Origin of the sequence: Streptomyces sp. NPDC001787 (assembly GCF_040297465.1) — a bacterium.
Lineage (GTDB): Bacteria > Actinomycetota > Actinomycetes > Streptomycetales > Streptomycetaceae > Streptomyces.
This window is the reverse complement of sequence record NZ_JBEOZE010000011.1, coordinates 26,653-40,087: the sequence shown is the minus strand read 5'-3', so window position 1 is coordinate 40,087 and position 13,435 is coordinate 26,653. Positions and strand designations below refer to the sequence as shown.

The 13,435-nt window shown below is 71.9% G+C and carries 13 protein-coding genes; 6 read left to right on the top strand and 7 right to left on the bottom strand.

Annotated elements, in window-relative coordinates; all coding sequences use genetic code 11:
* Positions 1 to 41: 41 nt before the first annotated feature.
* The 4 genes from ABT170_RS17450 to ABT170_RS17435 all read right to left on the bottom strand — a co-directional run bounded on the left by ABT170_RS17450 (position 42) and on the right by ABT170_RS17435 (position 4,476).
* Positions 42 to 1,196: a GGDEF domain-containing protein gene (locus ABT170_RS17450; RefSeq protein ID WP_351868241.1), complete on the bottom strand. Its 1,155-nt coding sequence runs from the start codon at positions 1,194 to 1,196 to the stop codon at positions 42 to 44.
* A 101-nt stretch (positions 1,197 to 1,297) separates the two neighbouring features.
* Entirely contained in the window at positions 1,298 to 2,110 is an 813-nt protein-coding gene (locus ABT170_RS17445) for an enoyl-CoA hydratase/isomerase family protein (protein WP_351868238.1), read from the bottom strand.
* Positions 2,111 to 2,230: 120 nt separating this feature from the next.
* Positions 2,231 to 3,430, bottom strand: coding sequence for an adenylate/guanylate cyclase domain-containing protein (locus ABT170_RS17440; protein ID WP_329946386.1), 1,200 nt, complete (start codon positions 3,428 to 3,430; stop codon positions 2,231 to 2,233).
* 182 nt (positions 3,431 to 3,612) lie between these two features.
* Positions 3,613 to 4,476 carry a biotin--[acetyl-CoA-carboxylase] ligase gene (locus ABT170_RS17435; protein ID WP_351868235.1) on the bottom strand — a complete coding sequence of 288 codons (864 nt, stop codon included), beginning with the start codon at positions 4,474 to 4,476 and terminating at the stop codon, positions 3,613 to 3,615.
* 146 nt (positions 4,477 to 4,622) lie between these two features.
* On the opposite strand from ABT170_RS17435, the gene ABT170_RS17430 reads away from it, so the two are divergent.
* The 4 genes from ABT170_RS17430 (at position 4,623) to ABT170_RS17415 (ending at position 7,314) form a co-directional block, all read left to right on the top strand.
* Positions 4,623 to 6,203: an acyl-CoA carboxylase subunit beta gene (locus tag ABT170_RS17430; RefSeq protein ID WP_329946388.1), complete on the top strand. Its 1,581-nt coding sequence runs from the start codon at positions 4,623 to 4,625 to the stop codon at positions 6,201 to 6,203.
* A 14-nt stretch (positions 6,204 to 6,217) separates the two neighbouring features.
* On the top strand, positions 6,218 to 6,424 hold the full coding sequence (locus tag ABT170_RS17425; RefSeq protein WP_351868232.1) for an acyl-CoA carboxylase epsilon subunit: 207 nt from the start codon (positions 6,218 to 6,220) through the stop codon (positions 6,422 to 6,424).
* 114 nt (positions 6,425 to 6,538) lie between these two features.
* On the top strand, positions 6,539 to 6,667 hold the full coding sequence (gene mmpB / locus ABT170_RS17420; RefSeq protein WP_266923195.1) for a morphogenic membrane protein MmpB: 129 nt from the start codon (positions 6,539 to 6,541) through the stop codon (positions 6,665 to 6,667).
* Positions 6,668 to 6,702: 35 nt separating this feature from the next.
* Complete coding sequence (locus tag ABT170_RS17415; RefSeq protein ID WP_329946390.1) at positions 6,703 to 7,314, top strand: Maf family protein; 612 nt, start codon at positions 6,703 to 6,705, stop codon at positions 7,312 to 7,314.
* A 61-nt stretch (positions 7,315 to 7,375) separates the two neighbouring features.
* Here the strand turns inward: ABT170_RS17415 and ABT170_RS17410 are convergent, their stop codons facing one another.
* Entirely contained in the window at positions 7,376 to 7,843 is a 468-nt protein-coding gene (locus ABT170_RS17410; RefSeq protein WP_329946391.1) for a hypothetical protein, read from the bottom strand.
* Between the two features lie 352 nt (positions 7,844 to 8,195).
* Between ABT170_RS17410 and ABT170_RS17405 the strand changes: the two genes are divergently transcribed.
* Together ABT170_RS17405 and ABT170_RS17400 are read left to right on the top strand one after the other, a co-directional pair.
* Positions 8,196 to 9,950, top strand: a complete 1,755-nt coding sequence (locus ABT170_RS17405) for an acetyl/propionyl/methylcrotonyl-CoA carboxylase subunit alpha (RefSeq protein ID WP_329946392.1) — start codon at positions 8,196 to 8,198, stop codon at positions 9,948 to 9,950.
* Between the two features lie 160 nt (positions 9,951 to 10,110).
* On the top strand, positions 10,111 to 10,677 hold the full coding sequence (locus ABT170_RS17400; RefSeq protein WP_443034388.1) for a TetR/AcrR family transcriptional regulator: 567 nt from the start codon (positions 10,111 to 10,113) through the stop codon (positions 10,675 to 10,677).
* Between the two features lie 131 nt (positions 10,678 to 10,808).
* On the opposite strand, the gene ABT170_RS17395 is transcribed toward ABT170_RS17400, so the two are convergent.
* Positions 10,809 to 11,768, bottom strand: coding sequence for a DeoR/GlpR family DNA-binding transcription regulator (locus tag ABT170_RS17395; RefSeq protein WP_329946394.1), 960 nt, complete (start codon positions 11,766 to 11,768; stop codon positions 10,809 to 10,811).
* 176 nt (positions 11,769 to 11,944) lie between these two features.
* Positions 11,945 to 13,384 carry an NAD(P)H-quinone dehydrogenase gene (locus ABT170_RS17390; protein ID WP_329946395.1) on the bottom strand — a complete coding sequence of 480 codons (1,440 nt, stop codon included), beginning with the start codon at positions 13,382 to 13,384 and terminating at the stop codon, positions 11,945 to 11,947.
* Between the last annotated feature and the right edge of the window lie 51 nt (positions 13,385 to 13,435).

Genomic DNA, 13,435 nt, shown 5'->3' with positions numbered 1-13,435 from the left:
CTAGTGGTAGCCCGGTTGACCCCTTACCGGCCGGGGACGGTTCACGGCCGGTGGCCGCGCAGCCTGCGCCGGTCGTGGGCGACCTTCGGCGGCGAGTCGGCCAGCCGGATCACCTCACCGTCGCGCCCGGCCACCACCGGCCCGACGGCGCGCGCCGCCTTGGCCCGGTACTGCGCCGCGTCCGCCAGCCGGAACAGCCGCCGCGCCGAGCGCACCTGCCCGATCGGGTCGCCGGTCGACGCGACCCCGCAGGCGACCCCGTCACCGAGTTCGAGCACGGCCGCCCGCTCGCACAGTTCCGTGGCGACCCGGACCACGTCGTCCGCGCCGGGCCCCACGGCGAGCAGGCAGAACTCATCGCCGCCGAGCCGCGCCGCGAGTGCGCCGGGCAGCATCGCCCCGCACCGGGACAGCACCGAGCCGAAACGTTCCAGCAGACGGTCGCCGACCGCGTGGCCATGGGTGTCGTTGACCGTCTTGAGGCCGTTCAGATCACAGACGACCAGGCTGACGACGGCGCCGTCCGCACGGTGGCGCTCCACGGCCTCGTCGAGCCGGATGTCGACGGCGCGGCGATTGGCGAGACCGGTCAGCGGGTCGGTGAAGGCGAGCTTGCGCACCTCCTCCAGGCGTTCGGTCTGGGCGATCCCGGCGGCGGCGACGGCGGCCAGCACGGTCGCGAAGTCCGCGTCGCCCCGGTCGAACACCGGCTCCCCCGCCAGGCGTGCGACATACAGCTCGCCCCAGGCCCGTCCGTGCAGCACGATCGGCGCGACCACGCAGCAGCCGCGCCCCCGCCGCCGCAGAGCCGCGACACGCTGATGGCTGTACGGGCGGGCCCCGCGGGCCGGGCCGCCCGCACCGGGCAGCCCGTCGGCGGTCTCCACCCAGGCGTCCGGCTCACCGCCGCCCGCCCACCGTTCATGGAGGAACTCGGTGATCTCCGGGAACTGATGCACCGGGTACGCCTCTTCCTCGGGGAACTCCTCCTCCCCCTCGGCCCGCTGCCCGGCGTTCACGAGCACCCGGAGCCTGCCCCGGTCGCGCTCCCACACGGAGAGCGCGGCGAAGCTGCCGCCCAGCGCCTCACAGGCCCCCAGCGCCGCCGCCCGCCACGACTCGCGCGGGGTGTAGGCCGCGGCCATCGTCTGCGCCAGCGAAACCACGGCCCGCAGCCGCGTATCGTCACCACCCATTTGCACAGCTTATGTAGATTTGTTCCGTTTTGATCAGTTTGAGGCGTCAATGATCTTTCCGCGCGCCCCGCCCGCGCCCTCGTTCCCCCGGCGCACCGCCGTCACTCACCGGGCCAGTTCGGCCTGCGCTTCTCGTTGAAGGCGGCCACGCCCTCCGCACGGTCCCCGGAGAAGGCCACCGACCGCCAGGCCGAGTCCTCCACTTCGAGACCGGTGCGCAGATCCAGTCCGTGCCCCAGCCGCAGGGCCCGCTTCGCGGCCCGCAGTCCGACCGGGGAGTTGGCCGCGATCCGGCCGCCGAGCGCCAGCGCCTCCTCCCGGTCCCGGCCCGCTTCGACCAGTTCGTCGACCAGCCCCAGCTCCCGGGCCTCGGCGGCCTCCACCCGGCGCGCGGTGAACACCAGTTCGGCCGCCCGCGCCGCACCGACCCGGCGGGGCAGCAGCTGCGTACCTCCGCCGCCGGGGATCACCCCGACCGACACCTCGGGCAGGCCGACCACGGCGGTGCGGTCGGCCACGATCAGGTCGCAGGCGAGGGCGAGCTCGAAGCCGCCGCCGAGCGCGAACCCGTGCACGGCGGCGATCGTCGGCATCGGCAGTTCGAGCACCCCGGTGTACGCGGCCCGCGCGGTGGGCCGCTGCCGCATCAGCTCGGCGTCGGTGAGGGAGTTGCGCTCCTTGAGGTCCGCGCCCACACAGAAGGCCCGGTCATGACTGGAGGTGAGGACGGTGACGCGTACGCCGCGGTCGGCGCCCAGCGCCTCACAGGCGGCCCCGATGGAGCGGGCCATGTCCGTGGACACGGCGTTCATGACCTTGGGCCGGTCGAGCACCAGCTCGGCGACATGGTCCTGGCCCTCGTACCGCCGTACGACGACGAACTCCCCGAACCGCTGCTCCGACGTGATGGTCATGACTGCACCCCTCCGGTTGACGAGCGTTACCGGAGGGATCCTAGACAGGACCGGCGTCGCCGACGAGAGCGCCGGCCGTCCGGAGGCCGGGCCCGTCCGGCCAGGAACGGACCGCGCCCGTCAGCCGCCCGTCTTCCCCCGCCGGGCCAGCAGCCACGGCTCCACGACTCCCAGCCCGCGCACCGGCCGCTGCCACATCGGCTGGAGCCCGAAGCGGTACGTGGGCAGGGGCGGGGCGTCCGCGTCCTTCCGGCCCTCCTTCTCGGCCACCCGGGCCCGCTCCGCGGCGGCGGCGACCTCCTCGGCGGCCTGCGCCTCGGACGCGGGGGCGTCGCCGGTACGGGTCAGCTCCTGGGCGAAGGCCCCGTCGACCAGCACGGCGTCCTTCGGCGCTATGGAGGTGAGCCGGCTGGCGAGGTTCACCGTCGTACCGAAGACATCACCCATCCGGGTGGTCACCGTGCCGAACGCGATGCCGACCCGCAGCGCCGGCATCGTCTCGTCCTGGGCCATGGCCTCGATCAGGCGCAGCGCTATCTCGGCCGCCGTACCCGCGTCGTCGGCCGCGAACAGCACCTCGTCGCCGAGCGTCTTGATGAGCCGCCCGCCATGGGCCGCGACCAGATCGGCGGCGGTGGTCTCGAAGGACTCGACCAGTTCGCCGAGCTCCTCCTCCTCCAGGCGCCGGGTCAGCCGGGTGAAGCCGACCAGGTCGGCGAAGCCGACGGCGAGCCGCCGGTCGACCATCTCGTCGTCGTCCGCGGCCTGCACGACCCGGCCGGTGGCGGCGGCGAGCTGACGCCGCCACACATAGATGAGGAACTCCTCCAGCTCCGGCAGCAGCAGCTCGATCAGCGGATAGGTGACCTCGGTACGGGTCATCCCCGGCTCGGGCGGCTCGGTCAGCCCCTCCAGGAAGGAGTCGATCTGCCACTCCGCCAGCCGGGCGGTGGTCTGCCCGGTCGACCGGGCCACCTGGATCGCCATCGGCTCGCTCAGCAGCCCCGCCTCGACGAGACCCGCGAGCCGGCGCAGCGCCAGCACATCGGCCTCGGTGAGCGCCCTGGCCTGCCCGATGTCGGCGAAGCCCATGGCCCGCCAGAACCGGGACGCCAGGTCCATGGAGACCCCGGCGGTACGGGCCGCCTGGAAGGGCGTGTAGCGGCGGTCGGCCCCGAGGATCAGCTGTTCGAGCCGGATCGCGAGGGGATCGTCGCTCGGCTCGGCCGTATGTTCGACCTCAAGATGCGGTGTGGGGTGGACCGAGGATCCCGGCGGGGGCTCCGCGCCCTCGCCGGAGGTCGTGTCGTCGACGGTCACCAGCCGCCTCCTGCCCGTTCCCTGCGCACTTACCTGCCGATCTGTCGCTGGATCGCCTCAACGATACGGCAGGTGTGCCCTAGCTCACGTCCTCGGTTGCCCGGTACGGGTGCGTCGCGCGTGACATCTCCCGTATTCGCAGTATTCCTTTCCGGTCGACCCCTCGCAGATTCCGCCCGATCTCAGGTCAGACCGCCCTCCACCCCCCGCAGGTGCACGATGTCTCCCGCCGACACCGGCTCCCGGAGCCCGTCGTCGGTGGACAGGACGAGACGGCCGTCGCCGTCGATCGCGACGGCCTCGCCGACGATCGTCCGGTCACCGGGCAGCTGGGCCCGCACGGTCCGGTCCAGGGTGGCGCACCCCGCCGCGTAGGCCGCCTGGAGCCCGGACGCCGCGGCGTCACCGTCCGCCGCGCGCCATGTCCCGTACCACTGCTCCAGGGAACGCAGGACGGCCCGCAGCAGGGTCTCCCGGTCGGTGGAGACCGCGTCGGCGAGGGCCAGCGAGCCCGCTGTCGGGGCGGGCAGCTCGTCGGCCCGCAGGGAGACGTTGAGGCCCATGCCGATGACGACGCCGTCCCCGGCGCGCTCGGCGAGGATGCCGCCCGCCTTGCGCTCCGCGCCCTCCACCGTGACCAGCAGGTCGTTGGGCCATTTCAGCGCCGTGTCGACGCCCGCCGACCTGGCGAGCCCCGTCGCGGCGGCGACCCCGGCCAGCAGCGGCAGCCACCCCCAGCGCTCCACGGGCACCTCGCCGGGCGTCAGGAAGACCGAGAAGAAGAGACCCGAGCGCGGCGGCGCCGTCCAGGTCCGGTCCAGCCGCCCGCGCCCCGCGGTCTGCTCCTCGGCGACCAGCACCGTGCCCTCGGTCAGCGAACCGGCCCGTCGCGCGAGGTCGGAGTTGGTCGAGCCGGTCGACTCCACCACGTCGAGCGAGCTCCACAGCCCCGCGGACCGCAGCAGTCCGCGGCGCAGCGCGGCGACGTTCAGGGGCGGCCGGTCCAGGTCCGACCAGCGGTTGTGTGGCGCATCCGGTGAAGTCATGCAAGCCACCCTAGGTGTGGCAAACGACGCACTGCCGAACCGTATCGGCGCCGATACCCTACGAGTCAGTAGCCGAACGGAGTACTGGCCGTCCCCCGTGACCGGTACTTGTCGTCCCCCGTGACCAGGCAGGGAGCCGCCACCCGATGTCCGAGCCGCAGAGCGACATCCACACCACCGCGGGCAAGATCGCGGACCTACAGCGCCGCATCGAAGAGGCGACGCACGCAGGGTCCGCCCGCGCGGTCGAGAAGCAGCACGCCAAGGGCAAGCTGACCGCACGCGAGCGGGTCGGTCTCCTGCTCGACGAGGGGTCCTTCGTGGAGCTGGACGAGTTCGCCCGGCACCGCTCCACCAATTTCGGCATCGAGAAGAACCGCCCGTACGGAGACGGTGTCGTCACCGGCTACGGCACGGTCGACGGCCGCCCCGTCTGCGTGTACTCGCAGGATTTCACCATCTTCGGCGGCTCGCTCGGCGAGGTCTACGGCGAGAAGATCGTCAAGGTCATGGACTTCGCCCTGAAGACCGGCTGTCCGGTCATCGGCATCAACGACGGCGGCGGCGCCCGTATCCAGGAGGGGGTGGCGGCCCTCGGCCTGTTCGCCGAGATCTTCCGCCGCAATGTGCACGCCTCGGGCGTGATCCCGCAGATCTCCCTGATCGTCGGACCGTGCGCGGGCGGCGCGGTGTACTCCCCCGCGATCACCGACTTCACCGTGATGGTCGACCAGACCTCGCACATGTTCATCACGGGGCCCGACGTCATCAAGACGGTCACCGGCGAGGACGTCGGCTTCGAGGAGCTGGGCGGCGCGCGTACGCACAACACCACCTCCGGTGTCGCCCACCACATGGCGGGCGACGAGAAGGACGCCATCGAGTACGTCAAGTCCCTGTTGTCGTACCTCCCCTCGAACAACCTCTCCGAGGCTCCCGCCTTCCCGGAGGAGGCTGATCTGGCCACCACGGACGAGGACCGCGAGCTGGACACCCTCATCCCGGACTCGGCGAACCAGCCGTACGACATGCACACCGCCATCGAGCACGTGCTGGACGACGGTGAATTCCTGGAGACCCAGGCCCTGTTCGCGCCGAACATCATCACCGGATTCGGCCGTGTGGAGGGGCACCCGGTCGGCGTCGTCGCCAACCAGCCGATGCAGTTCGCCGGCTGCCTGGACATCAACGCGAGCGAGAAGGCGGCCCGCTTCGTCCGCACCTGCGACGCGTTCAACGTGCCGGTGCTGACCTTCGTCGACGTGCCGGGCTTCCTGCCGGGCGTGGACCAGGAGTACGGCGGCATCATCCGCCGCGGCGCCAAGCTGATCTACGCGTACGCGGAGGCCACCGTCCCGCTGATCACGGTGATCACCCGCAAGGCGTTCGGCGGCGCCTACGACGTCATGGGCTCCAAGCACCTGGGCGCCGACCTCAATGTCGCCTGGCCGACCGCGCAGATCGCCGTGATGGGCGCGCAGGGCGCGGTGAACATCCTGCACCGCCGTACGATCGCCGCCGCCGAGGACCCCGACGCGGCCCGCGCCGAGCTGATGGCGGACTACGAGGACGCCCTGCTGAACCCGTACGTGGCGGCCGAGCGCGGATACGTCGACGCGGTGATCATGCCCTCCGACACCCGGGCCCACATCGTCAAGGGCCTGCGTCAGCTGCGCACGAAGCGGGAGTCGCTGCCCCCGAAGAAGCACGGCAACATCCCCCTCTAGAAAGGCGTCTGGCCATGATCAAGGTCGTACGGGGCAATCCGACCCCGGAGGAGCTGGCCGCCGCCCTCGCGGTGGTCCGGGCCCACGCCGCGGCGTCGGCCGCCGTGTCCTCCGGCGCGCCGGTGCCGCCCGAGCAGTGGTCCGACCCGGGCCGCATCGCCCGCCGCGGTCGCCCGCAGCCGGGCCCGCGGTCCTGGGCACGGACGTACTGGCCCGTCTGAGGCGCGCTCCGCGCGTGCGGCGAACGCCCGCGGAACGATCTGGTCCGTATGAACGGTGCCCGGTTGAGTATCCGTACTCAGGCGTGAGTGCGGGCACCGCAGCAGGATCGGAGCATGCTGTGGTCCGATCCCGAGAACAAGCCGCCGAAGGACCTGCGCGACGCTCAGGACATGATGCGCCGCGCGGGTCTGGTGCTCGCGCTCGCCATGATCGTCGCGATGTTCGCCCTGGGCATCCGCTGAGCGTTCGGCCACAGGGGCGTACCGGCCCTTCTACGATGGCCGGTATGACTGATCAGCGCCGCCTTGTGCTCGCCTCCGCCTCGCCCGCCCGTCTCGGCCTTCTCCGCCAGGCCGGTTTCGCTCCCGAGGTGATCGTCAGCGGCGTCGACGAGGACGCCCTGACCGCCCCGACACCGGCCCGGCTGGCGCTCGTCCTGGCCGAGGCCAAGGCGGCGGCCGTCGCCGCCCGTCCCGAGGCCGCGGGCGCCCTGGTGATCGGCTGCGACTCCGTCCTCGAACTGGACGGCGAGGCGCTCGGCAAGCCCGCCGACGCCGAGGAGGCCACCGCGCGCTGGAAGTCCATGCGCGGCCGGTCCGGCGTTCTGCGGACCGGGCACAGCGTGATCGACACCGCGTCCGGGCGCTCCGCCTCCGCGACCGCGTCCACCGTCGTCCGGTTCGGCGAGCCGACCGACGCCGAGGTCGCCGCCTATGTCGCCACGGGCGAGCCGCTCCATGTCGCGGGGGCGTTCACCCTGGACGGCCGTTCGGCACCGTTCGTCGACTCCATCGAGGGCGACCACGGCAACGTCATCGGGCTCTCCCTGCCGCTGCTGCGCCGGCTGCTCGGCGAACTGGACATCTCCGTGACGGAGTTGTGGACCTGACAGCCGCCCGGGGAGCGCGGCGCGGGCCGCACGGCCCGTCGGCTCGCGGCGGGGGCGGCCTTCAGGCGGGCGCGGGGGCGGACGCTTCGGCGCCGTTCCCGTTCTCCCGCCCGCTCCCGTTCCCGCCGGTGTCCGGGCCCTGGGAGCCGTAGGTCACCAGCGTCAGCACGAGCAGCCCCAGCACGGCCATCATGAACGCGAAGGCGGCCCAGCCGACCAGGCCCACCGTGAGGGCCCCCAGCACCCCGTGCACGATCGCGCACCCGATGAGGGCGATCCGGCCCGCCCGCCCCGGCGAGCGGTCGCGTATCCCGGCCACGAGGGCGACGAGACCGCACAGCGCCAGCAGGAGACCGGAGACACCGCCCATCACCCAGGTGCCGGTGGACATGGCCTCCGGGTCCATTCCGGCGAGCGACATGTTCTGGTTCTCCGCGACCGTCGCCAGCACGGCGTTGACGAACACGATGCCCACGGCTTCCCCGAACAGTACGAGCGCGGTCACGACGGCCACCGGTCTGCGCACCACTGCGCCACCCCCTGTTACCTGTAGTACGTGTGATACGGCGGACCCTACTAACGGGTAATCGTTCGAACAAGGGGTCTTACACCTTCGTGGGCCGGGCAAAGAATCCACCGGCCGTTCGTAGGGAGTCCACAAAGAAATGCCCCGAAGCGTTGACTCAAATTACAGAGACCTGCACCACACCTCGTGGCTACTGTGCGCTTGAGGAACGCGGCGTACCGTGGTGCGACAAGGGATTTCACGACTCAAGCAAGCCTCGAATCACACTCCGTGTGGGCAAGCTCACTATTGGGGACGGGTCGTACGGCCGTGTCGGTAGTCCCTAAACTCAGCTTGTTTCAAGGAGGGAGTCATCGTGCGCAAGGTGCTCATCGCCAACCGTGGCGAAATCGCTGTCCGTGTTGCCAGGGCGTGCCGGGATGCCGGTATCGCGAGTGTGGCGGTCTATGCGGATCCGGACCGGGATGCTCTGCATGTCCGGGCGGCTGATGAGGCGTTCGCTCTGGGCGGTGACACCCCGGCCGCGAGTTATCTGGACATGGCCAAGGTGCTCCGGGCCGCGGCCGACTCGGGAGCGGACGCCATTCATCCGGGGTACGGGTTCCTGTCGGAGAACGCCGAGTTCGCCCAGGCGGTGCTCGACGCGGGTCTGACGTGGATCGGTCCGCCGCCGCAGGCGATCCGTGACCTCGGGGACAAGGTCGCCGCCCGGCACATCGCGCAGCGCGCGGGTGCCCCGCTCGTCGCGGGGACGCCGGACCCGGTGTCCGGTGCGGACGAGGTCGTGGCGTTCGCGGCCGAGAACGGGCTGCCGATCGCGATCAAGGCGGCGTTCGGCGGCGGCGGCCGCGGGCTGAAGGTGGCCCGGACGCTGGAGGAGATCCCGGAGCTGTACGACTCCGCGGTGCGTGAGGCGGTCGCGGCGTTCGGGCGGGGCGAGTGCTTCGTCGAGCGGTACCTCGACAAGCCGCGGCATGTGGAGACGCAGTGCCTGGCCGACACCCACGGCAACGTGGTGGTCGTCTCGACGCGTGACTGCTCGCTCCAGCGGCGGCACCAGAAGCTGGTCGAGGAGGCCCCGGCCCCGTTCCTGTCCGAGGCGCAGAACGCGGAGCTGTACGCGGCGTCGAAGGCGATCCTGAAGGAAGCCGGCTACGTCGGCGCCGGCACGGTCGAGTTCCTGGTCGGGCTGGACGGGACGATCTCGTTCCTGGAGGTCAACACCCGTCTCCAGGTCGAGCACCCGGTGACCGAGGAGGTCACCGGCATCGACCTGGTCCGCGAGATGTTCCGGATCGCGGACGGCGAGGAGCTCGGCTACGGGGACCCCGCGCTGCGGGGGCACGCGTTCGAGTTCCGGATCAACGGCGAGGACCCGGGCCGCGGATTCCTGCCGGCCCCCGGCACCGTCACCACCTTCGCCCCGCCGACCGGCCCGGGTGTCCGTCTGGACACGGGCGTGGAGTCGGGCAGTGTGATCGGCCCGGCGTGGGACTCGCTCCTCGCGAAGCTGATCGTGACGGGTGCGACGCGGGAGCAGGCGCTCCAGCGGGCGGCCCGTGCGCTGGGTGAGTTCACCGTGGAGGGAATGGCGACCGCGATCCCGTTCCACCGCGCGGTGGTGGTCGACCCGGCGTTCACCTCGGACCCGTTCACCGTCCACACCCGGTGGATCGAGACGGAGTTCGTCAACGAGATCACGCCGTTCACCGCGGCCGCGGACGCGGACAGCGACGAGGAGCCTGGGCGCGAGACGGTCGTGGTCGAGGTCGGCGGGAAGCGGCTGGAGGTCTCGCTGCCCTCGTCCCTGGGCATGAGCCTGGCCCGGACCGGGCTCGCCGCGGGCGCGAAGCCGAAGCGACGGGCGGCGAAGAAGGCCGGCTCCGGTGCCTCCGGTGACACCCTCGCCTCCCCGATGCAGGGCACGATCGTGAAGATCGCGGTCGAGGAGGGCCAGGAGGTCAAGGAGGGCGACCTCGTCGTCGTCCTCGAAGCGATGAAGATGGAGCAGCCGCTCAACGCGCACCGCGCGGGCACCGTCAAGGGCCTGGCGGCCGTGGTCGGCGCCTCCGTCTCCTCCGGCGCGATGATCTGCGAGATCAAGGACTGACAGCACCGCTGTTTCCCTGGGGGCCCGGTCCGGGTTGTGCGACTCGGACCGGGCCCTCGGCCATGCGGTGGCATCCTGGACCCAGGGATTCTGGGAGGACTGCGCGATGGCAAGGGCGATCTCGATGTCGACGAGCACGGCGCAGGGGCCGGACCGTCCGATGCGCGCGGACGCGCGCCGGAACTACGACCGGCTGCTGGGCGAGGCCCGTACGGCGTTCGCGGAACACGGCACCGATGCCTCGCTGGAGGATGTCGCGCGGCGGGCGGGTGTGGGCATCGGGACGCTGTACCGGCATTTCCCCAACCGGCACGCCCTGATGAACGCGGTGTTCCAGGAGGCCCTGAGCGCGCTCCTGGAGCGCTCCCGTGAGCTGGCGGGCGCCGAGCAGCCGTGCCGGGCGCTGGTGGAGTGGCTGGGCGCGATCGTCACTCATGCGGGTGAGTACCGCGGGCTGGCCCAGGCGCTCATGTCGGCGTCCCGCGACGAGACCTCGGCGCTGGCCCAGTGCCATACGCCCCTGCGGGAGGCGGGCGCCCGGCTGCTGTCACGGGCGCAGGAGAGCGGGTCGGTGCGGGCGGACGTCTCGATCGACGATCTGTTGCAGCTCACGAACGCGATCGCGCTGGCCGCGGAGCAGACGCCGGACGACCCGGCGCTGGCGGACCGCCTGCTGCTCCTGACGCTCCAGGGTCTGAAGGGCCGCGAGGAGCCCGCGCGCGGCTGACCCCGCGGGACCTGAGCCCGCCCCGCAGGGGCGCGCGAGCCCGGCGGCGGGCGGAAGGCCGGGCCGGGCCCGGCGGGTGTCCGACGGGTGACACGGCCCCGGAGGGGCGGTCTCCCCGGGCGGGAGGGCCCTCAGCGCCGGCGGAGGTCCGCCACCCGGGCCCGGTCGCCCTGCTCCGGCATGGCCGCCGCGCTCCGCAGCGGGCTCCCCAGGCCCCCGTTCTGCGTACGGCGTTGCCCCGGCAGGGGCATGTCGCGGCGGGCGGACGGGCGGCCCGGGGGCGCGCCCTCCCCGCCGGAGGTGCCCGGTTCCTGCCCCGCCACCGTGATCTCCACGCCCTGGTCCGCCAGGGCCTGGAGTTCGGCGGCGGCGCGCTCGTCGTGGAGCGGGGGTTCGTCCGTCACCAGCCGGGTGATGAGGTCCGTCGGCACCGTCTGGAACATCGTGTCCGAGCCCAGCTTGGTGTGGTCCGCCAGGACGACCACCTCCGCGGCGGCCTGCACCAGTGCGCGATCGACGCTCGCGGAGAGCATGTTGGAGGTGGACAGGCCCCGTTCGGCCGTGAGGCCGCTCCCGGACAGGAACGCGCGCGAGACCCGCAGCCCCTGGAGGGACTGCTCGGCCCCGCTGCCCACGAGGGCGTAGTTGCTCCCGCGCAGGGTGCCTCCGGTCATCACCACTTCCACCCGGTTGGCATGGGCCAACGCCTGGGCGACCAGCAGCGAGTTGGTGACCACGGTCAGACCGGGGACCCGCGCGAGCCGGCGGGCCAGCTCCTGCGTGGTCGTACCGGCGCCGACCACGATGGCCTCGCCCTCGCCGACGAGACCGGCGGCGAGATCCGCGATGGCCGTTTTCTCCGCGGTGGAGAGGTGGGATTTCTGCGGAAAGCCGGACTCCCGCGTAAAACCGCCCGGCAAGACCGCACCGCCGTGCCGGCGGTCGAGGAGTCCTTCTGCCTCCAGTGCCCGCACGTCCCGCCGTACGGTCACTTCGGAGGTCTGGACGACGCGGGCGAGCTCACGGAGCGATACCGCCCCGTTGGCACGCACCATTTCGAGGATCAACTGACGACGTTCTGCAGCGAACACGGAACTGACAGTAACGTGACCGCCGGATGGTTTTCAGCGGTTTGCGCCGAATAACAGAAGTTGTACGCACAAGGGGCCGCCAAGTGATATAGGCGGCCCCTCTGTTGTCCCGAAGTGATCGCGCGGCGCCCCCGGACCCGCCTGAGTTGCCGGGGGTTGCCGGGGATTGCCGGGTTCTACGCCTCGCCGTTGAGCTTGCGGGTGTGCAGTTGCCGGGCCACTTCGGCGATCGATCCGGACAGGGACGGGTACACGGTGAAAGCGTTTGCGATCTGTTCCACCGTCAAGTTGTTGTCGACCGCGATCGAGATCGGATGGATGAGTTCGCTGGCGCGCGGCGCGACGACACAGCCGCCGACCACGATGCCGGTGCCGGGCCGGCAGAAGATCTTGACGAACCCGTCCCGGATGCCCTGCATCTTGGCGCGCGGGTTGCGCAGCAGCGGCAGCTTCACCACACGGGCGTCGATCTTGCCCGCGTCGACGTCGGCCTGGCTGTAGCCGACGGTGGCGATCTCCGGGTCGGTGAAGACGTTGGAGGAGACCGTCTTCAGGTTCAGCGGGGCCACCGCGTCGCCGAGGAAGTGGTACATCGCGATCCGGCCCTGCATCGCGGCGACCGAGGCCAGCGCGAAGATCCCGGTGACATCACCCGCCGCGTAGACGCCGGGGGCGCTCGTGCGGGAGACCCGGTCCGTCCTGATGTGCCCGGACTCCTTGAGCCGGACCCCGGCCTCCTCCAGGCCCATGCCCGCCGTGTTCGGGATCGCGCCGACCGCCATCAGGCAGTGCGAGCCGGAGATGACCCGGCCGTCGGCGAGGGTGACCTCGACCCGGTCGCCCACCCGCTTCGCGGACTGGGCCCGGGAGCGGGCCATGACGTTCATGCCCCGGCGCCGGAAGACGTCCTCCAGGACGGCGGCGGCGTCCGGGTCCTCACCGGGCAGCACCCGGTCCCGGGAGGAGACGAGGGTGACGCGCGAGCCGAGCGCCTGGTAGGCACCCGCGAACTCGGCACCCGTCACACCGGAGCCGACCACGATCAGCTCCTCGGGGAGCTCGTCGAGGTCGTAGACCTGGGTCCAGTTCAGGATGCGCTCGCCGTCGGGGAGCGCGTCCGGGATCTCGCGGGGGTGACCGCCGGTGGCGACCAGCACGGCGTCGGCGGTGAGCCGTTCCTCCGTACCGTCGGCGGCGGTCACGACGACCTGGCGGGACCCGTCGGCGGCCTGGAGGCCCTCCAGACGGCCCCGGCCGCGCATCACCCGGGCACCGGCGCGGGTGACGGAGGCGGTGATGTCGTGGGACTGGGCGAGCGCGAGGCGCTTGACCCGTCGGTTGACCTTGCCGAGGTCGACGCCGACCACGCGCGCCGCCTGTTCCAGGTGCGGCGTGTCGTCGGCGACGATGATGCCCAGCTCCTCGTACGAGGAGTCGAAGGTGGTCATCACCTCCGCCGTCGCGATCAGGGTCTTCGAGGGCACGCAGTCGGTGAGTACCGAGGCTCCGCCGAGGCCGTCGCAGTCCACGACGGTCACCTCCGCGCCGAGCTGGGCGCCCACCAGTGCCGCCTCGTAGCCGCCGGGGCCGCCGCCGATGATCACGATCCGGGTCACGAAAAGTCCGCCTCGCGTGGTGTCATCCCGCGGCCGTCTGCCGCCCCGGCC

Coding starts and splice junctions, on each gene's coding strand:
- ABT170_RS17445 (WP_351868238.1), bottom strand. CDS start 2,110: ATGACCATCACGTCGGAGCAGCGGTTCGGGGAGTTCGTCGTCGTACGG.
- ABT170_RS17400 (WP_443034388.1), top strand. CDS start 10,111: ATGCGCGCGGACGCGCGCCGGAACTACGACCGGCTGCTGGGCGAGGCC.
- ABT170_RS17435 (WP_351868235.1), bottom strand. CDS start 4,476: ATGACTTCACCGGATGCGCCACACAACCGCTGGTCGGACCTGGACCGG.
- ABT170_RS17450 (WP_351868241.1), bottom strand. CDS start 1,196: ATGGGTGGTGACGATACGCGGCTGCGGGCCGTGGTTTCGCTGGCGCAG.
- ABT170_RS17415 (WP_329946390.1), top strand. CDS start 6,703: ATGGCCGGTATGACTGATCAGCGCCGCCTTGTGCTCGCCTCCGCCTCG.
- mmpB (WP_266923195.1), top strand. CDS start 6,539: ATGCTGTGGTCCGATCCCGAGAACAAGCCGCCGAAGGACCTGCGCGAC.
- ABT170_RS17430 (WP_329946388.1), top strand. CDS start 4,623: ATGTCCGAGCCGCAGAGCGACATCCACACCACCGCGGGCAAGATCGCG.
- ABT170_RS17425 (WP_351868232.1), top strand. CDS start 6,218: ATGATCAAGGTCGTACGGGGCAATCCGACCCCGGAGGAGCTGGCCGCC.